Origin of the sequence: Nostoc sp. LEGE 12447 (assembly GCF_015206985.1) — a bacterium.
In the GTDB taxonomy this organism is placed as follows: Bacteria; Cyanobacteriota; Cyanobacteriia; order Cyanobacteriales; family Nostocaceae; genus Nostoc.
Map to the genome: position 1 here is coordinate 31,381 of NZ_JADEXT010000009.1, position 21,448 is coordinate 52,828.

19 protein-coding genes and 1 pseudogene are annotated in these 21,448 nt (G+C 41.2%); 10 read left to right on the forward strand and 10 right to left on the reverse strand.

Going from position 1 to position 21,448, the window contains the following annotated elements; genetic code table 11:
• Window positions 1-5 precede the first annotated feature (5 nt).
• Window positions 6-128, reverse strand: a complete 123-nt coding sequence (locus tag IQ274_RS37335) for a hypothetical protein (RefSeq protein ID WP_265578540.1) — start codon at window positions 126-128, stop codon at window positions 6-8.
• A gap of 47 nt (window positions 129-175) precedes the next feature.
• Complete coding sequence (gene mnmG / locus IQ274_RS12510; protein ID WP_194142530.1) at window positions 176-2,098, reverse strand: tRNA uridine-5-carboxymethylaminomethyl(34) synthesis enzyme MnmG; 1,923 nt, start codon at window positions 2,096-2,098, stop codon at window positions 176-178.
• Between the two features lie 378 nt (window positions 2,099-2,476).
• Here mnmG and IQ274_RS12515 point away from each other — a divergent pair, with 378 nt between their 5' ends.
• From IQ274_RS12515 to IQ274_RS12530, 5 genes are all read left to right on the forward strand, one after another.
• On the forward strand, window positions 2,477-3,349 hold the full coding sequence (locus IQ274_RS12515; protein WP_194142447.1) for a D-alanyl-D-alanine carboxypeptidase family protein: 873 nt from the start codon (window positions 2,477-2,479) through the stop codon (window positions 3,347-3,349).
• A 63-nt stretch (window positions 3,350-3,412) separates the two neighbouring features.
• On the forward strand, window positions 3,413-3,628 hold the full coding sequence (locus IQ274_RS12520) for a hypothetical protein (protein WP_194142448.1): 216 nt from the start codon (window positions 3,413-3,415) through the stop codon (window positions 3,626-3,628).
• Window positions 3,629-3,811: 183 nt separating this feature from the next.
• Window positions 3,812-3,943, forward strand: a complete 132-nt coding sequence (locus tag IQ274_RS37340) for a hypothetical protein (RefSeq protein ID WP_265578541.1) — start codon at window positions 3,812-3,814, stop codon at window positions 3,941-3,943.
• Window positions 3,944-4,158: 215 nt separating this feature from the next.
• On the forward strand, window positions 4,159-5,571 hold the full coding sequence (locus tag IQ274_RS12525; RefSeq protein ID WP_228058162.1) for an efflux RND transporter periplasmic adaptor subunit: 1,413 nt from the start codon (window positions 4,159-4,161) through the stop codon (window positions 5,569-5,571).
• Between the two features lie 98 nt (window positions 5,572-5,669).
• A complete protein-coding gene (locus IQ274_RS12530) occupies window positions 5,670-6,875 on the forward strand; it encodes an ABC transporter permease (RefSeq protein ID WP_163933044.1) in 1,206 nt (401 codons plus the stop codon).
• A gap of 46 nt (window positions 6,876-6,921) precedes the next feature.
• On the opposite strand, the gene IQ274_RS12535 is transcribed toward IQ274_RS12530, so the two are convergent.
• The 4 genes from IQ274_RS12535 to IQ274_RS12550 all read right to left on the reverse strand — a co-directional run bounded on the left by IQ274_RS12535 (window position 6,922) and on the right by IQ274_RS12550 (window position 10,906).
• A complete protein-coding gene (locus IQ274_RS12535) occupies window positions 6,922-7,653 on the reverse strand; it encodes a SagB/ThcOx family dehydrogenase (protein ID WP_114083319.1) in 732 nt (243 codons plus the stop codon).
• A 181-nt stretch (window positions 7,654-7,834) separates the two neighbouring features.
• Window positions 7,835-9,145 carry a YcaO-like family protein gene (locus IQ274_RS12540; protein ID WP_194142450.1) on the reverse strand — a complete coding sequence of 437 codons (1,311 nt, stop codon included), beginning with the start codon at window positions 9,143-9,145 and terminating at the stop codon, window positions 7,835-7,837.
• Window positions 9,142-10,269: a TOMM precursor leader peptide-binding protein gene (locus tag IQ274_RS12545; protein ID WP_194142451.1), complete on the reverse strand. Its 1,128-nt coding sequence runs from the start codon at window positions 10,267-10,269 to the stop codon at window positions 9,142-9,144. Before IQ274_RS12545 ends, IQ274_RS12540 begins: the two co-directional genes overlap by 4 nt.
• 238 nt (window positions 10,270-10,507) lie before the next feature.
• Window positions 10,508-10,906 (reverse strand): hypothetical protein, encoded by a 399-nt coding sequence (locus IQ274_RS12550; protein ID WP_194142452.1) that lies wholly within the window; start codon window positions 10,904-10,906, stop codon window positions 10,508-10,510.
• A gap of 828 nt (window positions 10,907-11,734) precedes the next feature.
• On the opposite strand from IQ274_RS12550, the gene IQ274_RS12555 reads away from it, so the two are divergent.
• Together IQ274_RS12555 and IQ274_RS38020 are read left to right on the forward strand one after the other, a co-directional pair.
• Window positions 11,735-13,552, forward strand: a complete 1,818-nt coding sequence (locus IQ274_RS12555; RefSeq protein WP_163933056.1) for an ABC transporter ATP-binding protein — start codon at window positions 11,735-11,737, stop codon at window positions 13,550-13,552.
• Between the two features lie 227 nt (window positions 13,553-13,779).
• A pseudogene (locus IQ274_RS38020) lies at window positions 13,780-13,908 on the forward strand (hypothetical protein); the annotation flags it as partial.
• 435 nt (window positions 13,909-14,343) lie between these two features.
• On the opposite strand, the gene IQ274_RS12565 reads toward IQ274_RS38020, so the two are convergent.
• Complete coding sequence (locus tag IQ274_RS12565; RefSeq protein ID WP_163933060.1) at window positions 14,344-14,706, reverse strand: hypothetical protein; 363 nt, start codon at window positions 14,704-14,706, stop codon at window positions 14,344-14,346.
• A gap of 252 nt (window positions 14,707-14,958) precedes the next feature.
• Here IQ274_RS12565 and IQ274_RS12570 point away from each other — a divergent pair, with 252 nt between their 5' ends.
• The gene (locus IQ274_RS12570; RefSeq protein ID WP_194142453.1) at window positions 14,959-16,014 is read left to right on the forward strand and encodes a DMT family transporter; all 1,056 of its coding nucleotides are present in this window, start codon (window positions 14,959-14,961) and stop codon (window positions 16,012-16,014) included.
• A 213-nt stretch (window positions 16,015-16,227) separates the two neighbouring features.
• On the forward strand, window positions 16,228-16,887 hold the full coding sequence (locus IQ274_RS12575; RefSeq protein ID WP_194142454.1) for a DUF2996 domain-containing protein: 660 nt from the start codon (window positions 16,228-16,230) through the stop codon (window positions 16,885-16,887).
• Window positions 16,888-17,024: 137 nt separating this feature from the next.
• Here the strand turns inward: IQ274_RS12575 and IQ274_RS12580 are convergent, their stop codons facing one another.
• Window positions 17,025-17,519 carry an NINE protein gene (locus tag IQ274_RS12580; RefSeq protein WP_163933070.1) on the reverse strand — a complete coding sequence of 165 codons (495 nt, stop codon included), beginning with the start codon at window positions 17,517-17,519 and terminating at the stop codon, window positions 17,025-17,027.
• Between the two features lie 422 nt (window positions 17,520-17,941).
• Here IQ274_RS12580 and acsF point away from each other — a divergent pair, with 422 nt between their 5' ends.
• Window positions 17,942-19,018, forward strand: coding sequence for a magnesium-protoporphyrin IX monomethyl ester (oxidative) cyclase (gene acsF, locus IQ274_RS12585; protein WP_163933073.1), 1,077 nt, complete (start codon window positions 17,942-17,944; stop codon window positions 19,016-19,018).
• 269 nt (window positions 19,019-19,287) lie between these two features.
• On the opposite strand, the gene IQ274_RS12590 is transcribed toward acsF, so the two are convergent.
• Together IQ274_RS12590 and IQ274_RS12595 are read right to left on the reverse strand one after the other, a co-directional pair.
• Entirely contained in the window at window positions 19,288-20,499 is a 1,212-nt protein-coding gene (locus IQ274_RS12590; protein ID WP_194142455.1) for a type I restriction endonuclease, read from the reverse strand.
• 316 nt (window positions 20,500-20,815) lie between these two features.
• Entirely contained in the window at window positions 20,816-21,259 is a 444-nt protein-coding gene (locus IQ274_RS12595; protein ID WP_163935162.1) for a hypothetical protein, read from the reverse strand.
• Window positions 21,260-21,448: the final 189 nt, after the last annotated feature.

Here is a 21,448-nt window from a genome sequence, read left to right on the forward strand (position 1 = left end):
TAGGATTACAGATGAGATATCCAATCCGCCGTCTTATTGAGACGAGTTGGTTGAGCGTTGGTATTAAAATCAACTTTAATCTGGGGATTGTTGATGATAGCAGTACTAATAGTTATGTCATCTATCATACCAATCTCCCTCCCTACTACTATACTCAGTCTTTATCAAGTTTGTGTTAAGCTAACGCTGGAAACTCATGCTGGCTCTTGGTTTTACGCAATTCTAGATATAATAATAAAGCGTTAATATCGGCTGGGTTTACACCACCGATACGTGCAGCTTGACCAAGAGTGAGTGGTTTTACGTGAGTCAGCTTTTCCCGCGCCTCTTTGGAAAGGGTATCAATTGCTGTATAATCCAAGTCCGCAGGTAATTGGCGGTGGGCTTGACGAGCAATTTGGTCAATCTGATTTTGTTGCCTAGCAAGATAGCCATGATATTTGATATCAATTTCTGCGCCTTCTTTCTCGGCGCGGTTGAGGTTGGGGTTTCCTAGTCCGAACCTGTCGAGGTCAACGTAATGGAATCCCGGACGGCGCAGTAAGTCGTTGAGGGTAATTGAACCTTTGATTGCTTGTTGGGTATCAGATGCGATCGCTATTCCCATTTCATCATGTTCTTTGACTCGTGTAGCTTGCAATCTTTGTTTTTCTGTGGTTATGTTCGCTTGTTTTTGGGTAAATAGATCCCATCTGCGATCGTCAATTAAACCAATTTCTCGTCCCAAGGTTGTCAAACGTTGGTCGGCATTGTCAGAACGCAATAATAAGCGGTACTCTGACCTACTGGTGAGCATCCGGTAAGGTTCCCGTAAATCCTTGGTACACAGGTCATCAACTAGCGTTCCAATGTAACTTTGCTCGCGGGCAAACACAATCATTTCTTGAGAACTAACAAATCGAGCCGCGTTAATTCCTGCCACAAGCCCTTGGGCTGCGGCTTCTTCATAACCTGTAGTGCCGTTAATCTGCCCAGCACAAAATAGTCCAGCAACCTTTTTGGTCATCAGTGTGGGGTAACACTGAGTTGCAGGTAAATAGTCATATTCCACAGCATAAGCCGGACGCAGCATCACACATTTTTCCAAACCGGGGAGAGTCCGCAACATAAGCAACTGCAAATTTTCTGGCAACCCTGTAGAAAACCCTTGGATATAAAGTTCGGGTATATCTCGTCCCTCTGGTTCAATAAAAATTTGATGGCTTTCCTTATCAGCAAAGCGGACAATTTTATCTTCAATACTGGGACAATAACGCGGCCCTTTGGCTTCTACCCAACCGCCATAAACTGGCGACAGGTGCAAATTATCTTGAATTAGACGATGGGTTTCGGCGGTGGTGCGGGTAATGTAGCAGGGTATCTGTTCCCGTTCTACCCATGCCTCTGGGTCGAAGCTAAACCAGCGCACATCCTCATCTCCTGGCTGGATTAGCATTTTACTATAATCTACAGATCGCTTATCTACCCGTGCTGGGGTTCCAGTTTTAAGTCTTCCGGTTTCAAATCCCAGGCGATTTAAGGTTTGTGTCAATCCCTCAGCCGCAAATTCCCCAGCGCGTCCAGCTGGCATTGATTTGTTGCCAACCCAGATTTTGCCCCCCAGGAAAGTGCCAGTTGTCAAGATGACAGCTTTACATTGGAACCCTACACCAAAATAAGTTTCAACGCCGATGACTTCATCATTAGCACCCAGCACCAAATCTGTCACCATACTTTCGCGGATTGTCAAGTTTTCTTGGTTCTCGACAATATTCTTCATCACTGCTGCATATTCGCGCTTGTCCGTCTGGGCGCGTAATGCCCAAACAGCAGGCCCCCGTGAAGAGTTGAGGATACGTTTTTGCAGGTAGGTGCGGTCTGCTACTTTACCTATTTCACCGCCGAGTGCATCTACCTCATGAGTCAACTGAGATTTTGCCGGGCCACCCACTGCTGGATTACAGGGTTGCCAAGCGATTCTATCCAAGTTGAGCGTCAATAACAGGGTACGACAACCGAGGCGTGCAGAGGCCAGAGCCGCTTCGCAACCGGAGTGACCTGCACCGACGACTATGACATCAAAAGCGTCTTGGAATTGAACGGAATTGTGCATGGTCATACTTACAGGATCGGCAAGCTTAGAGTTCTTTTCAATTTTAGCTGTTCCAGTGGTTTCATGGATGTAACTTTCTAATAAAAAAGTTATCAAATTTACTAGTACCCAATCAGAGAAAAGTTTCTATTTTTAGACTTGAGTATTCAATAAAAATATTATATTTTTTAAAATTTGTGACAACATTCCGGTTTGTTTGTCACAACGATTGTTCACATAGTTAGTAATTAGCACGAATTGTTTTCTTGTTGATATATTAAATACTTTTCTTAAACGCATGAAAATATAGCCTAGCTCTAATAAATTGTTTTTATTTTATCAACAATAGATGTTTAAACAAGGCTGTTACACTTACCTTTGAATCAACTAATTAATTATTTAAAAATGAAACTCACTATCAAAAAGCATAAAGATATTACTAGATTTATTAGAAAGGCAAGTTTCATCAGTATAGTTATCGGAATGATTTTTGTTTTAGTAGCTAGTAATGAGATTACCCACCACCAATTTGCTAGAACTTCCCAACCATTAAATGTATGCTCTCCAACTGTTTCATCACCTTGTATAGATACCTCTAGAGAGATAACACCAAAACCATTTATTCCCAACCCAGAATTAAATAGTAAACAGCGTTTTTTATCTGCGATTAGCCAGAAATTACCTACAATTCCCCAGGCTGGTACTTATGAATATACTTTGCTGCGAGCTTATGGTGCAGTTTTTGTAAATCAAGATATCGGAATTAAACTGCCGCCAAAAGATATCTTTGCTAATGAACAAGAAACCCAAGAATTTCAAGCTAATTTAACAATGGGTCATGTTGATGGTACTAACGATTGTTATTTACAAAAGTCGGCGGCTGATGCTCTAAATAAAGCGCGAGTTCAACAACATATCCCACTAAAATCTGGTTATGGCTCTGGTGATTGTACTCGCACTTTCAACACGAATTTAAGATTTTGGCAAAAATATGCTAACAATCAAGTTTTGGCAAAAGTTCAACAGGGCAAAGAAACAAAAATTCTTGGTCTAGTTGCACCTCCCGGAACTTCACAACATCTCTGGGGATTAGCAATTGATTTACGGGTAGGTAGTAAAGAACAAAGAAAAGCTCTTAATCAAAATGGCTGGTTTCAAACTGTAGAAAATGATGTTCCACATTGGACTTATGTGGGTTTAACTGAAGATAATTTACCTTTATTTGGTTTTAATAAACAAGTTGTTAGGGGTATTACTTATTGGATTACACCACTTTAATTGTTAGATAGCATGAAAACTTGGGATTACTAACCTAAAGGATGTATTGTCAGGGATTTAGCTATGCCCAATGAAGCTGCTAACCAGGAGCAAGACTTCCTAATTGATTTATTAAGAGCAACTTATAAAAATCAGGAAGTATATCCAATTCTGCAACATAACTTAAGTAAACTCAACGATGATTTAGCTTTAATGTTGCGAAAATGGGTAAGCGATCACTTTGCGAAAGAACCTGCCATTGCTATTAATCTAGCTAGAGCCATGTTTACCAAAAAGTAACTATTGCACCAATATGTAAATCTTTGCAGACAGATGTACTGCAATAGGTAGATTTTTGGATAACCGAAAGTTGGAATTTTAGCTTATTAAAATACAACCAGAGAATAATTTAAATAAGAAATAGATTATTTATAAGTAATAGCAGAGAGTTAATAATTTTTTAGACAAATTTAAGGCAAAATTATGTCAGACAAAATTGCCAATAAGGCTGAAGTGCTGACAGAAATATCTACTGAAAAACAGCAAGCTCTAAATGAGTGGGGTTGCTATGGTAGCTGGGGCTATGGAGGTTGCTGTGCAAATTATCAGACTTAGTAAGGGAGATGGCAAAACCCATTAATTAACAATCAATCTGATGGCAATAATTTGTTAAATTGGATGAGTTAATAATAGTTAAAGACTTCCATTTAAAAAATATCTCATATTAGGGATGCAAGGTCTTGCGCTCCTAAAAATCTAGAAATAATTTGGAATAATTTATTTTTTGTAAGTCCCTTACATGGCAATCCATTGCGCCATTAAAAACATCAATGTTGGTTTGTAGTAAGTTTTTTATTATTGATACTTTATTTATACAAGACTTATCAGGAGTTAATTTTAGTGACTACATCAAACTGTATAATCGGATGAAGAAATTTAGTCCTTGGATTTTCGGTATCTTGTTAGCCAGCACCTTGGGAAGTATGGCGACAGTTTACTGGAAAACTCAAGAAACTTCCTCCCAGCCAGATTTAACTAGTCAAACTATCTTAGTGCAAACTAAAGATTGGGTAGTGCAGATTCAAGCTAATGGCGTGGTGCAAGCATTACAAAAAATCAATCTTAGCCCAGAAGATTCTGGACGCATTGCTAAATTGTATGTGAATGAAGGTGATCGCGTCCAAAAAGGACAAATTATTGCCCTTATGGATAGTGAAAGATTACAAGCACAGGTAAATCAGTATCAAGCATCACTAAATAAAGCTGTGGCTGATTTGAAACAAAAAGTTGCTGGCACTCGACAAGAAGACATTGCTGAATCTAAAGCTAGAGTTGCTTCCGCAGAAGCATTAGTAGCTGCATCTCAAACTCGATTGAATCGAGCAATCGTAGAGATGCAACGCAATCAATTGTTGGTGCAAGAGGGTGCTATTTCCCGCAATGCCTTTGAAGAGTTTGTCACTAAAGAACAAGAAGCTAGAGCTAACTTAGAAGCAGAACTAGCACGGCTCAAAGAACAACGTGAAAGTTTGAAGAAAGCCAAAAATGGATTACGTCCCGAGGAAATTGCCCAAGCTGAAGCCGAGGTAGCACAGGCTAAAGCTCAGTTAGTTTTTTATCAAAGTCAGTTGAATAATGCTATCATTCGTGCCCCATTTGCGGGAATTATTACCCGTCGTTTTGCCCAAGAAGGGGATTTTGTTACACCCACCACATCTGCTTCTAATACTGAAGGTGCAACCTCGACCTCAATTGCTGAACTCTCTAGTGGCTTAGAAATTGAAGCCAGAATTCCTGAAGCTAGCATTGCCAAAATCAATCGCGGTCAGTTTGTAGATATTCAAACAGACACCTATCCTAATGAAACCTTCAAAGGAAAAGTAAGTTTAATTGCACCAAGAGCTGTGCAGGAAAACAATATCACTTTTTTTCGAGTTAAGGTAGTTTTATCGAATGGGCAAGACAAGTTGAAATCAGGAATGAATGTACGCCTGACATTCCACAGTCAGACTATTAAGAATGCTCTATTAATTCCTCTGGCGGCTGTAACAACTCAGCCCAATGGTCAAACCGGGGTATATGTTATTGATAGTCAAAATGCTGCCAGTTTCCAACCAGTGAAAGTAAGTGCTACTAGTGGTGATCAAGTGCAAGTTTTGGCAGGACTTCAGAAAGGCGATCGCGTGTTAATGTCTCCCCCCAGTACAGAAAAAATTGAAGGTGTAGATAAAATTGGATTTTAGAATAGCCGAATCTTCAATTGGTACTGATATTTTTCGATCATTCAACAATATTTCCCTAGTTGTAATTATCGACTCAGAACTACGAATTACGAATTATTATGAATTTACTAGAAAGTACACAAATGGCAGTCAAAACATTAGCTGCAAATAAGCTCCGTAGCATGTTGACCATGCTTGGTATTATCATTGGCAATGCCTCTGTGATTACAATGATCGCTATTGGGCAAGGGGCGCAAAAATTTACGCAAGAAAAGTTGGAGTCTCTGGGGCCAAATCAACTATCAGTGTTCGCTGGTGGCGATAATCTAGAGGGGTTAAGCTCTGATGTGCCTTCACTGTTCTTGGCAGATGCTCAAGCGATCGCAACTATGGCTCCCGCCGTCCGAGAAGTTGCCCCGCAAATTAGCAGCAACTTGCAATTATCGCGTCAGGGACGCATCAGTAAAGTTAATGTTACAGGTACAACGCCAGGAATTCTTTATGTCCGCAATCTCCAGGTACATCAAGGCCGTTTTTTTGACCCTATCGAGCTAAATCAAAATTCTCAGGTAGTGATTTTAGGGCCAGTAGTTGCGCGGAAACTTTTTGGTAATGAAAATCCCATCGGTCAGTTACTACAGATGAATAACTTGAGTTTTCAAGTTATTGGGATTATGCAAGCTAAAGGTGCATTTATGGGGAATAACCCTGATGATATAGCTTACGTGCCAATTAGTACTATGGCAGATCAGCTAGTCGGTAGGCGATCGCCTAATGGTATTCCCATCGACTACTTAGAACTGTCAGCAAAAAATCAAGATAGCATTCGCGCAGCGGCATTTCAAACAATTAATATTCTGACACGCAGACGGGGCAGAAAAGATTTCACAGTTGCCGCCAATAAGTCAGTCCAAGACTTGATCAATCAAGTGACGATAAATTTAAGTTTAGTCTTGGCGGCGATCGCAGGTATATCTTTATTCGTTGGTGGAATTGGCATCATGAACATTATGCTAGTGTCTGTCACCGAACGTACCCAAGAAATTGGACTACGCAAAGCAATAGGCGCAACAGAAAAAGCAATTCTTACCCAATTCTTAATTGAGGCGATTATCCTGTCCGTAACAGGCGGTTTAGTCGGAACTGGTATTGGCGTTAGTAGCGCACTTATAGTTGCTATGTTCTCCCCCTTACAACCATCAGTACCAATAGGAGCAATATTTCTCACAGCCAGCATTTCTGGTAGCATTGGTCTAATCTTTGGTGTAGCGCCAGCCAGAAAAGCAGCACGACTCGATCCCATAGCTGCATTAAGAGGTATTTAAGTCAACGAAGAGGCAAGGGGAAGGAGGCAGGGAACTTGGCGCACCACTACTTCTTCGCAGTACCGACGGCAACACAATAAAGTGCCGCATGGCGTTTCCCATCAATACCCAACATGGCGTTCAGACTCATATCATAGAATCCACCTATGCACAGACTATCCAGCCCCAATTGCACAGCCATTAGACATATATTTTCAGCTTGATGACCAGTTTCCAAAAGTGCAAAACGGTAGCCACGCGCACCGTATTTGCACATTGAGCGCATAAAAACAGATGTGAACAGAAACAGAGCATTGGCATTTACAATGTAATCCTGCTGCAATAAAGATTCTACAAAGTCTGTTGGCACTGCATCATTCACCCGATGTAAGCCATGACCGCGTGGTTCGTAGTGATATAGTCCATCTGCTAAACCTTCTACCGCTTGTGTCGATACAAAAATCTCAATCGGATAAAGTCCTCCCGCAGACGGTGAGTTTCGGGCTTCATAGGTATAACCATCTGTTTGACGCAGCCCATTAAGACCGCATCCTGCATCAAGCAACTGAGCTAATGTGATCATTGGCATGACCGACTTATCAAACGATCGCACAGAAGACCGTCGCTCTAAAAGCTTACTGAGCAGGTTATCGTGTGGTGCTTTTGGAAGTTCCAGAAAAGGAGCCTCCGGCATATACCGCAGTTCAGTAGCCGGAACACGCTTGACAGAACTTTTAGGTACTGGGGAGTTCAAATGATACAACAGAGCTAACTCCAGTGGCTCATTGGCTGTGTACATTACGCTGATTTCCTCGTTTTAAGCCAATTTAAAAAATGCGAGTTGCTGAATTATGGGATGATTTAGCCAAATTTAGAAGGATTTATCAATGCTTTCACCCGCCAATTCATCCCGCATTTATGCAACGCCAAAAAATGATTGCGACAAGAAAGTAATTCCTAATCCAAAATCTAAAATCGTATTAAGCCATAGGATGTGGACACGGATTTAGATCATCTGCGGTACGTCGCTCACCGTAACCTAACCTTTCTGGTACCTTGAACAACCGCCGAGTTCCCAATGGCTCTAGTCCATAGCCAAAATATATTGGGACTAGTTCACTGGCTAAAGTCCGCACTACTCGAAAACCGAGCGACTCAATATCAGGGGTTGTAATTTCCACTAAATAAGGTTCAACACCCACTGAATGCAACCTGGCAATGACCGATTGCAATTTTTCTACCTCTACTGAAGATGCATAAGTTGGTAAATCTTCAACCGTTAGGTATTGGTCATGCTCCAACAAAAATGCCAACTCGCGTAGCCGAGCCGTTTTGTAGAAAAAAGCGCTGTGATCGTCCAAATTCTGCACATCTTCATATTTATTGAGATTAATCCCAGTGCCGCTAGCCATGCGTTCTATATCACCAAAACGGGCTTGGCAAACTTCAAAAATTGCCTTACGAAGCGCAGTTGATCCATCGAGATGGCATCCTAGACCAGTTGCAACAGCTGGACTTTTACCTGAACGGTCAATTAACATTGCCATCACAACTGGGATCTGAATATCAGTAATCAAATAGAACGTAACTAGCTCAATGCCAAATCGGGCGTAGTGGCTTAAAATTTCCGTCTCAATTCCTGGACGGTGAGCGAAATAAATGCGTGGGGCAGGTAGGCGGTTTAACCATGTAATTATAAAAGCATCGCGCTCAATCAACTCGCACAAGCCACTGTAAGCAGCAAACTCAAGAGTTGGGCCACTAGCCATACCATTAGAAGTGACCGGTAAAATATAATCTCCTGGTAGATTGCTATCCCAGTCGAAATAAACCATAAATGCTGGAACTAAAACCTGTAGGTTGCTTGCTAGAGAAAGGGCAGGTATCCACGAAGTCTGCGTTGCCAGATCGAAAGGTGAATATGGAAAATTGGGGTCAGAGTATTGTTTGTCAGAAAAAGAGAAAAAAGTTGGAGGATGGACGGCGCAATGACTTAATTCTGCGTAGCTACTGACAATCAGTTGCCGATAATCTACAATACCACCACAGTAGCGCTCTACTGCTTCGCCAACTGCACCAAAAATTGCTTGTTCATCAGTCATGCCTCTACCTACGCCGTAGCGTAAATCATCCTGCTGTTTGCGAAGCTGGAAATTTGCTAATTCGGCTTGCCACAAAACTGGCAGATCAAACTCTGTATAAGGCTTGGTAAATCTATCAATGGCTCGGATGATTCCCGTATGCGGGCTAACTAAATCGCGCCAGCGTGGACTAGTGATCGCTGCATTCACTTTGTTTTCTCCTGTCCTGAGCAATGTGGACAACCAGGTTTCTTTAGCACAACGTTGTGAGTCAGCTTTGTGCCGAGCAAGTCTAGATGCAGTAATTTACCGTCAGTGGCGATTGGCAAACCGAGCAACATCTTCACTGTTTCAAGAGCCAGATAACTACCAACCAACATTTGCGCGATCGGTAAGTTTTCTCGCAAACGCGGTTGAGAACGGCGTTCTCGGTCGAGAAACTGCTCAATAGCGAATTCCGCCTCTGGAAGCTTGGCGCAGGCAATAGACCGCATCCGATAGCAAAGATAGCAAGGGCCATCCTGAGAAAAGACTAGCGGCCCAAAAGTTCCTTCAACACCAACTGCGCCACCTGGTAGCAGTGGGCGCTGCATCTTCAGGCATAGTCTGTTCAGGCGATAAGCGAGATTGACAGATACGGCATCGGTAGCGACAATCACCAGATCAACGTCCTCAAGCAAAGCATTTACTGTTTCGTCGTTAGTTAAAGGATCTGTCACAGTTTCAGTTTGGGTTACTTTTGCGATCGCCTCGATTTGTCGAGCTGCTTCCACACCTCGAAAAGCACCTATTTGATTAAAGACTGAGCCTGACATCATCGGGAAATCAGACGGAAATGTGCAGACATCATCACATAGGCGGAGAAAACCGATACCAGCACTAGCCAAATTAATTGCAGCTATCAACCCTGAACCTCCGAGTCCAAAAACAGCAATCCTCGCGTTCGCTAAGTGCTTCTGGGCATCTTTTTGCTTAAAGCCTAGTTCATGATAGAGGCTGATTTGAGGAAGTAAATATGCATGACTATCTAAATCAACTGGATCTTCCAGCAACTCATCTACTAAGCGATTGTCCATCAAAAACTCTAAACATTGATTTAGTGAAGAATCTGTCAACTTTTCGCAAATTGCCGCCCGGATTTCTCCTATTGTTCGGGAACCATCTAATAAAGGTAAAACAATTTTTTCTACATCATGCAGTGCTTGACCCTTCACTGTCAGGGTTCGCCGCCTCGTATTGAATATCATAGTTTCTTCGCCATTGCAATCTGACCGCATAATGTGAACGACAACGTGTTCTAGTAGACGCAGGCGTTGAGCATCATTTAATTTCATAGGCTTTGTTTTATTATCCCAAGCTCCATCAAAGAAATAGAAAAATCTGAAAACTCGGTTGTATCCAAAAATATTGAGAAAATGAAAAACCCTGCTTTTGCAGCTATAAAAGTGATGAATGCAAAAAAAAACAGCTTAAAATACAGGGTTTTTAACTTTTAAAGCCAGATATTGTGGCTCTAAACTTAAAAAACTTGGTTTCTAAAATTACGGAATTGCTGTTCTATTTACAGGTTATTTAGTATCCAAAACCGACCTCATCGGTGTCGTCTAGCACACCTGATATTGTTCCACCTTCAGTAACTCGACATCCGCATCCCCGACATCCGCATCCCCGACATCCGCATCCCCGACATCCGCCGCATCCCCGACATCCGCCGCATCCCCGACATCCGCATCCCTTACATCCGACACATCCAACACATCCCTTACATCCGACACATCCGACACATCCGACACATCCACCGCAATTAGCAAACCATCTTTGACTAGTCTCAGATTCAAACATTCCTGGCATTGCTAACTTTTCTAAAGCTGCAATTTCCTCATCGGACAACAGCAGTTGTTCGAGTTTGTCTGCTTTGTCTTCTAAACGCATATCTATTGTTTGTTGGGTCAGTGTTTTTTCTGCAAGCATGGTTACTCATTCCTTTCAAATTAAATTCATTAGCCTGTTTTTAAATCTGCATTCGAGTCAGTCAAAAGCTGTAATGATCTTCATGTATCAATCAGCTTTCACGGAAGGAATAAATGATGTTGGAACTAGCGAATTTACAGGATGATCAAACAATGAGATGACGGTTAATGTCTAACTATCATTCAGATCCGGTTATAGTTAAACAAAAACACTCAGTCTTTTATTCAGAATCTTAACTAATCCACAAAAGATCAAAATCGCTTTTTGGCAAGTTCAGGAAAATATCACCTAGGACAATACAGTCTGATTAAAATTTTAATCATTTAAAGATCCTTCCAACCCTGAATAAAAAAGACTTATAATTTATCTACCTCCTTTTTTAGAAGGTCGCCACAGGGAGGGATATCTCGACGTAATTGTATTGTCTTATGGAATTTATCTTCCCTAAAACCTCGTCTTTGAGAATGCTTTTGCTACTGTTAACGTCACATTCTCTTTTTTTGATCATCTAACCTCTTATAACATTATCTTTTTCTAGAGTTTTTTATTCATACCTAAGTAATATTGTTTTTAGTCTTGATAGTAATATTTTTATTTCTTAAGTAGGATTATCTTTGTTTTGGATAGCGCCTAATATTACTTTCTGCATCAGTAACCGATGCAGAAAAGCTAGAGAGACTTTAAAATAAAAAGCATACTGACAGTAAAAACCCATTTTGTAATAGCGCTGATAGCGAAGTTTAAGTTAGGGGAATATATAAGATAGGTTTTAAATACTGGCATAAAGGTTATTTACTTGACACTCGAATAAAAAATCAGGTTTAATTGATGAGCGATTTAAGAGTTTGGCTTGCAGGCTACACTAAAGCTTTATTTCGTTCTTTACCTTTATTATGGACAGCAGCACCCAGAGAAATAGTCTTGTTGATTGCTGTCACGGTATTACAAGGTTTTCTTCCTGCCATAAGTGTTTGGATAACCAAGCTAGTGGTAGATACTGTAGCAACAGCCTTAATATCTGGTAGAGAATTAGGTTATGCAACTCTTGCCCCTTTGGTAGCAGGATGGGTTGGAGCTTTGCTACTAGAATCACTGCTGTATCCTTGGGTATTGGCACTGCAAGGAAATCTCAATGACAAGTTAACGGCTCACATTAGCTTATTATTAATGCGGAAAGCTGATACTTTTTCAGATTTGAGCCGTTTTGAAGATTCTCTGTTCTATGATGAGCTACAACTGTTGCAACAACAAGTTGGCTATAAACCACTGAATTTACTGGAAAATTTGGTTGAATCAGGTCGATCTTTAGTGACCTTAATAGTGATAGTTGGGTTACTAGTTCCTCTAGCTTTTTGGATACCACTGGTGATAGCGATCGCAACTATACCTCAGATAGTGGTTTCTTCGCAGTATGGCAAAGCTATTTGGCTAAATTTATTTGAGAATAGTCCCCAAGCTCGAAGAATGGAATATTACACTTCGGTGATGCTTACTGATACCTATGCCAAAGAAATCAGGTTATTTAAGCTAGGTTCCTTTTTTATCGAGCGTTATCTGCAAGCATTTCAGTCTTTACATCAATCTATGCGCTATCTGAGGGACAAGCAAGCATTTTGGTCGTCTAGTCTAGCTATCCTCAGCACTTTGGGAAATGGTTTTTCTTTCTACTGGGTGGTACAGAAAGCTTTTAAAAGAGAATTCAGTCCAGGTAGTGTACTTTTATTTGTACAATCATTGACTTACTTCCAGAATAACCTTGAAAGATTGGTGGCTAATTGGCTGGATCTGTTTGAAAATATTCTCTACATGCAACAGTTTTTCAATTTTCTTGACAGTCCAATCCCCATGCTACTGAGCGTACCTGGAGAAAAAGTACCTACTCCGATTTGTTCAGGTATTACTTTTGAAAAAGTTGATTTTTACTATCCAGATGGTAGATTAGCACTCCAAGATATTTCTTTTACCCTTTTCCCTGGACAAACAGTAGCCATAGTAGGAGAAAATGGTGCAGGGAAAACTACTTTAGTCAAGCTGTTAACCAGGCTATACGATCCAACGCAAGGATGTATTCTAGTCGATGGTATAGACCTCAGAAATTTAAATTTAGAGCAATGGCGGCAGCAAATTGCTGGAGTTTTTCAAGACTTTGGTCACTATGCGCTAACGCTGGGGGAAAATATCGCTTTAGGAAACCTAGCTGCTCTAGAGCATCCAGACATTCTCAAATACGCGATTGAAAAAGCCGATATTGTCAAACTAGTCGATCATTTTCCTACAAAGGAGGCTACACCACTGGGCAAGCAGTTTGGCGGTACAGAACTTTCTGGAGGCCAATGGCAAAAGTTAGCTCTAGCTCGTGCTTTTATCCGCCAAGAAGCCCAACTTTTGCTATTGGATGAGCCTACTGCTGCACTCGACCCCCGCAGTGAGTGTGATCTTTACCTTCGCTTTATTGAGCTAGCTGAGGGCAAGACTACGATCTTGATTACCCATCGACTGGCTTCAGTGCGTATAGCTGACCGAATCTTAGTTCTCAAATCTGGTCATTTAATTGAGGATGGTACTCATCAAGAACTTTTACAGCGTGGAGGCGAATATACCGCACTATGGAATATGCAGGCAAAACAGTATGGCATTTCTCATTAACACTCGTAATTCTTCAGATATCTAAATTTAGGGTTGCCAGTCAGGAGACAGTATGTGCAATTCTGTATTTTGATTGCAAGAACGAATGATGCTTTTAAATATGATGCGCGATCGCTAGCCCAAAAATTCTGTTGATTAGCCCGATTTTTAGCATATTTTTAAGTACTATTGCTTGTTGACAAAAGCTCTATAAGCTTAACCTCTCACGATGGGCGCTACTACGCTATTTCGGCTACGGCAAAGGGATCACTTTTTATAGCTGGACGAGTGACCAATTCTCCCAGTACGGATCAAAAGCGGTTCTAACGACTGTCAGAGAAGCAACCTATGTCCTTTTCCAGGGGACGAAGAGTTGAAACACATCTGGTCTAGACGAATGGCACTAAGTTAAGTTGAAGAGTAAGCAGCGTAAGGATTGCAGAGGGGCAGGGGTGTAGGGGTGCAGAGGGGAATTTCTAAATATCCGTTCGTATACCTTAAACTTCTTCTTTCTCCCCTGCTCCTCTGCTCCTCTGCACCCCTGCTGCCTCAACGATTTTCCCTTTTCTTAGTGCCATTCTGGTCTAGACCCCTTGTTCAAGAGTTCTAGATCGTAGATGCAAAGCAGTGTCTTGTCAGACATCGCAACCTAAATAAATGTCAGAACTTACGCAAAAATAGCCAAAACATTGATTTTCTGGTAGAGACAATTAATGTTTTGCGCCTACCGCGTGTAGTTTTGCGTAAGTCCTAGATGTAATCCAATTGCTCCTCTGGTCTTGGCAAATATTAATTAGAAAATGGATTGAGTATTACTTCACTTCGCTGGGTTCAAACTTTGTCACCTTACCTTTCTTAATCGCTACAATCACATCGTAGTGAGAACAATAAGCAAATGTGACATTATTAGCTTTGTTATAAAGGTTAACTACATGACCTGCACCACCTACCTGGATACCGATTGGCTCCAAGTCAGCAAAAAAGAAACGACGTAGTTGATCACCACTACCAATCTGACCCTTACTTTTAGTAAGCAAATCTAGTTTCTGTGTTACAGACAATTCTTCGGCTGCCGATGCCTGCACTAATGACGGATTGATCGCTTTTAATGGTACGTCCCAAACTGTGAAAAAACCAACCAAAGCAAAACTTGTAAGTAAGGGTGCGAGTTTCATTTGTGACTCTCTTTTCTGTTTTATCCTGAACATCCCAAGCATCTCAGGTGGGAGTGAGAACTTATTGAAACTAAGCCACTATTTTCATGAATTTATCCTTTGAGAAAATTTAGTTGATTCTCAGCACTTTCTCAGGCAATGATGGTAACTCAAAGTCACAGCATAATTTAAGTATTTTCTCAACAAAACCTCATTTTGAACTGCGTGACGGCAACTTATAATGAGCAATGCTTTTATTGCAGTCGTGTTATTGTGACTAGGCCCAAAAGACCACATCGCTTAATTCATAGAGTTTCAGGACAAACATATCTCTGGCTAGCAACGCTAATTTTTGCAGCATCTGGCGCAGTTACCCGAAGGCTAACAGAAATCGGTGCTGAACATTTTATCGGGGAACGTAATCCGATTTCTTTATGTAATGTTTTATTTGTGGGAAACCTTTGCGCCTTGATACTTTTGATCCTCATCTATGGGCGACAGTGGAACAAAGCCACTTTGAAGCAACTCTCAAGGACGGATTGGGTCAGTTTAACAGCAGTAGCTATTTTATCGGGAGCGTTAGCCCCTGGCTTAATTTTCCAGGCACTTTCAGTCACAGGGGTAAATAATGTCATCTTGGTAGGACGCTTGGAACCGCCTCTAACTCTAGCTTTATCAGTCTGGTTGTTGAGGGAACGGGTAAATATTTGGGAATTTATCGGAGCGATCGCAGCGTTTGTCGGTGTTATCCTAACTATCATCCTTCAACCTCCAACAGAAGCCATGATGAATATGGGAGGTTTCAATTTAGGCATAGGGGAACTTTTAGCAGCAGTAGGATCTATAGCTGCAACGGCTTCTACAATTATTGGTAAAAAATATCTTTCACAGATCCCTTTGGGAATCTATAGCATCTTTCGGACTGCACTAGGAACCATAATCTTTTTCTTCATTGCTTTAGTCCTCTATGGCAAAGATCATTTTGCTGATGTCCTCTCACCGTTCTTATGGCAATGGATGTTTCTCTACGGTGGGTTAATTGTGGTGCTAGGCCAGTCTTTTTTGATTAAAGGCTTGAAAACTTCTACTGTATCTACGGCTTCCTTAATTGGCTCATTTAGCCCAATTGTGGGCATCTTAGCAGCCTATTTAATTTTGGGTGAAGCCCCTACCTTACCTCAATATATTGGCGGTAGCGTGATTTTAGTAGGTATATTTTTGAGCCAAGTTGGTAATTGGCGTAAGACTTCTAGCATTGCATCTGGCAAAGTGAGTTCGATTCCGGCACAGCAACAGGTAGAAACTGATATGGGATTCAAGGGGATTTGAATGAGGCAGAAGGGTTTTGGATTGAACAATCTAAAATCTAAAATTGAAGTGGTAGGGAACAGAAGGGAAGAAAGCTTATGCCCTATGCCTTTGCGTTATTTTTAACTGTACAGTTATTACTGCCTTGCTGCACTAGTATGTCAAAATAAAAATACCCGATACATCAAGGTGAGCGATCGCTCCCAAAGCTAGATTAAAGGATTGACCTGAGCAATGGCAGACCAAACCAATCACAATCAAGCGGGAGAAGTAGCTCCCAGCACTGTTGACAAGCAAGCTCCTAGTGTGGCTGAAGAAAACGCTCCGAGTACAGACTCACCTGAAGCCACAGACCTTCCTACTGCCAACGCGCCAGATCCAAACGCTGCTAAACCAACTGCGACACCCCCCAAGCGAGAAAAACCCGCAGCCGCAGCTAAAGCCGCAGTCGGCGAAAAACCCGCCGCAGCCGCAGAAGAAAAACCCGCAGCTAAAGCCGCCAAAAAAGAAAAAGCCCCATCTGTTGAAGATAAGCCGTTTGTAGAGTTTATCGAGCAAGATTACTTGCCAGCTTTACAAAAAGCGATCGCTCAAAAAGGTGTGCAAGATTTACAGGTGTCTTTTGCCAAGCAGAAAGTACCAATTACTGGCTTTGAATCTGCTGAAGAATGCTGGCAAATTACCGGCAGTTGGAAAGAAACTGGTGCGCGTCAGTTTAACCTGTATTTCCCCGAAGAAGATATTCAAGGGAAAAAGGGATTTTCCTGTAATGAAGGCAAAAAACCTAGCACTCTTGAGTCCTTCTTAATCGATGAGCGCAAAATTACCCTCGACTTGTTGGTATTTGGCTTAGTTCAGCGCTTGGACGGCCAAAAGTGGCTAGGTATAAATTAGTCATTGGTCATTGGTCATTGGTCATTGGTCATTAGTCCTTTGTCATTAGTCATTAGTCATTAGTCATTGGTTTTTAACAAAGGACAAATGAGAAATGAGAAATGACAAAGGACAAATGACAAAGGACAAATGAAAATTTAAAGTTCGTGGAAATGGTAGATAACGGCTCCAGTATTGGGGTCGTTATCTATTTTTACATAACCTGATTTGTACATCTCATTGAGAGTAGCTTCCACTTCCGCAAAGCTAGCTCCCGTGAACTTCACGCCTTGAGTGACAGTTAAAATACCACCCTTGTTTTCCGCCGCTTCAATCAGTTTAATCATCAGTTGATTGCCTGTTGGAGGGTGGACTTGAGAGGCAACCACTGCTTGATTCAACGGCACTCCAAAGGGAGATACACCTGCTTTTAGTCTCAGCTTGTGTTCGTATTCGTCAACCATGCCAGGGATGAGAAGCAAATCCACGGTCTGCCCTATATAAAACAAACCAAAAGTACACAGCCACAGCAAACCCGTGCCTATCTTGCCATTGTATAAGCGGTGCAGTCCTCCTAATCCGAAAAATCCAACTGCACACAAGATATAAGAGACAAGCAGTCGGTCTTTATGCTGATTGTTTTCAAGATTCATCTTGTTTTCAACCCTTTGGATTTGCTCTTGTTGTCTAAAAATGGGTTTTCTATGTTGTAGTAGCAACTACAGAAAATTACTGAGATTATGGCGATTTAAAATACAAAAAATGCGTGCTACTCCACTCGATCAAAACCCTGCTAATCACCGAACTACGTTTATTTGACTCCTAATCCGCGATTTTTGATTCCGTAAATATGGAATGATTGTTGCAACTCTTAATCTTTTACTTACAAATTTCTCACCCGCACCTTGGTAGACTGAACTTTATACAATTGGATTATTATGGGCTGTTACGCCTTAACAGAACATTAACCTTGGCTTTCTGGTGAGACAGTCCGGTCTTGGGGGTTTCCCCCATAAGGAACTGCCGAACCCGAAGGGTCTACTTAAGATAATAAAGACGAAAGAGCAATCAAGACATGGTAGATTCCCTCAAAAAACCAGGCTTTGAAGAAATCCGGCCAGGGATTAAAGTCCCGGCAAAAGAAACCCTGTTAACACCTCGGTTTTATACTACCGATTTTGATGAAATGGCGCGGATGGATATCTCCGTCAATGAAGACGAGTTACAAGCCATTCTCGAAGAGTTCCGCACTGACTACAACCGCCATCACTTTGTTCGGGATGCGGAGTTTGACCAATCCTGGGATCATATTGACGGGGAAACTCGCAAATTGTTCGTTGAGTTTCTAGAACGTTCCTGTACAGCAGAGTTTTCGGGCTTTTTGCTATATAAAGAACTTGGCCGTCGCTTGAAAGGAAAAAGCCCCGTCTTGGCAGAGTGCTTTAACCTGATGTCACGGGATGAAGCACGTCACGCTGGCTTTTTAAACAAAGCTTTGTCGGACTTTAATCTGTCTTTAGATTTAGGGTTTTTGACTAAGAGCCGCAATTATACCTTCTTTAAACCGAAATTCATCTTTTACGCTACTTATCTTTCTGAGAAGATCGGTTATTGGCGCTACATCACCATTTATCGCCATTTAGAAGCACATCCCGAAGACCGGGTTTATCCAATCTTCCGGTTCTTTGAAAACTGGTGTCAAGATGAAAACCGCCACGGCGATTTCTTTGATGCCATCATGAAATCCCAGCCACAAATATTGAATGATTGGAAAGCACGGCTGTGGAGTCGGTTCTTCCTGTTGTCGGTATTTGCGACAATGTATCTCAATGACATCCAACGCAAGGACTTTTATGCCACCTTGGGATTGGATGCACGAGAATACGACATTCATGTAATTCAAAAGACTAACGAAAACGCCGGTCGCGTATTCCCGTTAATGCTGGATGTAGAGAATCCTGAGTTTTATCAGCGATTGGATACTTGTATCAGCAATAACGAGAAGCTGGGTGCGATCGCTAATTCCAACACACCCAAATTCCTGCAATTCTTCCAAAAACTGCCACTTTACATCTCCAATGGCTGGCAGTTATTACGGCTGTACCTGATGAAACCGATTGATACTGTTTCTGCTCAAGGGGCAGTTCGTTAATTTATAACAGATTTGCGAAAGCTTTAGTGGTTCTGCTGATTGCAGAGCCACTTTTTTGTCTTAAATATTATAGGTTAGCCGATTAGTACTGCGATCGCTAATTTGCTAGCAGGCAAAAATCGTATCTAATCAAAAAACTAGTTTAATAACTTTGTCTTTTGAGTATGCTGTTATTCCCAATCTGCCTTTGTCTACAAATATTCAACACTCAGAATGGGAGACAGCAAAAAATGGTTGGGTAGGTGGAGTTTTGTATTAGATACCTTGAGTTAAGCTGATTTTTCCATTCTGATTACATCTGGGGTGAATGCTTGATGCTTGGCTGCTTCTGCCTCATAGCATCTGAGAATTAGTGATGTCAGCTTATCTAAATCACTGACAGAGGAAATAATTACTTTTGATGCGGCATCCCCCAGAGAAGCTGATACTTCCTGCACTTCAAAGTTTAAAGCTAGGGACTTTACTTCATCTACACTTAGTCGAGTAATAAAACTTTTTTTCTGCGAAGACAGATATAGTCTCAGAAACCACCAAGTACTTTTGCCAAGATTAATGCCAAAATAAGACGTAGTATCTCTGTATTTGAGTTCAAAACTGTAGCTCTTTAAAGTTTGCGTAATCGCTTTAATTTTTTCAAAAGCTGCTATTTCTTCAGCAGTTGTTAATATTCTGGAGTCTTGAGGGTCTTGGGGTTGTTCCTCTTCTTCAATTTCTGGTTCTACTTCAACTTTGACAGGTTGAGACATTTCTCTGCTAAGTGAGCTTGTCATTAAGTCTAGTAAACTTCCCTGAATTGACTTTTTAATAATTGGGTTGAATTTCTTAACAACTTTATTATTAATATTACCTGAGAATTCATACTTGGAGTCAGAAGCACGAAGTTCAGATACTAAAAAATGAATAAATTTTTCAGAAGGAGAGCGCAGAAGATTTCCTACAAGCTGAGTCATGCCTTTTACATATACCATTTCCTCTGCATGGTGAGTAATAGCTGCCACATCAAAAGTGTCACGGTGGAATACTTTAAGGTTCTCAATATCTTTAGAATCATATTCAAGGATGTTAAAAATGAAAAATGGCTCCTTGTCCATGATATTTTGGTGACGTAAGTCAGTAAAAAAACGGTATTCAATACCATTAGTGACGACAGCTACTTTTGCTGTCAAAAGTGCATTAAAATATTTTCTTAATTGCCCATCGTGTGCATCAGCTTTTTGTCCACGAGCTTTTGCCTCTACGAGCATGACTATATTATTGTTAATAGCTAAAGCGTAATCTACTTTTTCAAACTGCCCTGCTTTTCTAGTAGCAAAATCCGCTACATATTCTGGCATGACTTCGCTAGGATCATAGACATCATAGCCAAGAGCGCTTAAAAAAGGAACAATCAACGCCATCTTAGTAGCTTCTTCGCCAACAACTTGGTCAAATCGCTTACGCACTTGTTCAGACAGCTTGACAATATCTTCAGTAAATCCCATCTTGTTTGCTCCTGGTAGATTAGTGAGTATTGATACGTCTTTTTTGTAAAATAGGAGTGGTTGTAAGGTGACGTAGTACATTTAAATTGAAAGTGTTAGCGCGATCGCCTTTTTTATCACTCCTATAAAAGTATTCCCAAATAAGTACTACCATGTAACACTCATGACCTGTTCATAAGTGCAATAGCATCGGTAATGAATAACAATAAATCAGAATGATTTTTGATGAAGCCTCAGTCTATGGGGATTCTCAAAAGAAAAATGCTCAAGCTAATTATTCAAGCCCCGCATTTATTTGTGGGGCTTTTAATGCAAGCTAACTTGTTGCTGCTTTGTTTCCATTCTGGCTGCCATTTTTGCTGCCGTTACCATTCATACTAGTAATGAATGATGGTTGCTGTGAACTGGGAACTGGTGACTCGCCTCGCAGTCCCTTGTGGCGTTGGTTCTTAGGAATACCTCCCGCCATACCGTACTCCACACTGCTTTTACCATATTGAGTGGCAACTCCCAACAGCATGTGCTCTGCCATATCTGCCAACTCGCGCTCTGTTTCGAGCATTTCATAGTACAACTTATCAAGGTTAGAAAGAGCAGTGTTATATAAATGCTCTCTAGTTCGCATCGTCTCAATTAGGGCTGAGAACGCCGGTAGAGTAAGTCCATTGCCGACATTTAAATTCGGATCAATTGAGTTGATGCCAGCAGCACGACGCGCTGCTTTTTCTAACACCTGAGAGGTTCTTTTTCTCCGAGCCATGATCTGAACCTTGTAATTTAGTACGGTTAATATTCTTTACTTTAAAAAACTTCCGTATCGATCGGCTTGAGAGAACTCCAGCAATTATCCAATGGTTTTTGTTACATAGCGATGTTGTCATGAATGCGCGATATACCGAAATGAGAAAGCAATCAAGCTTTTGAGAAAGCAATATGTCTTTTTGCTTGC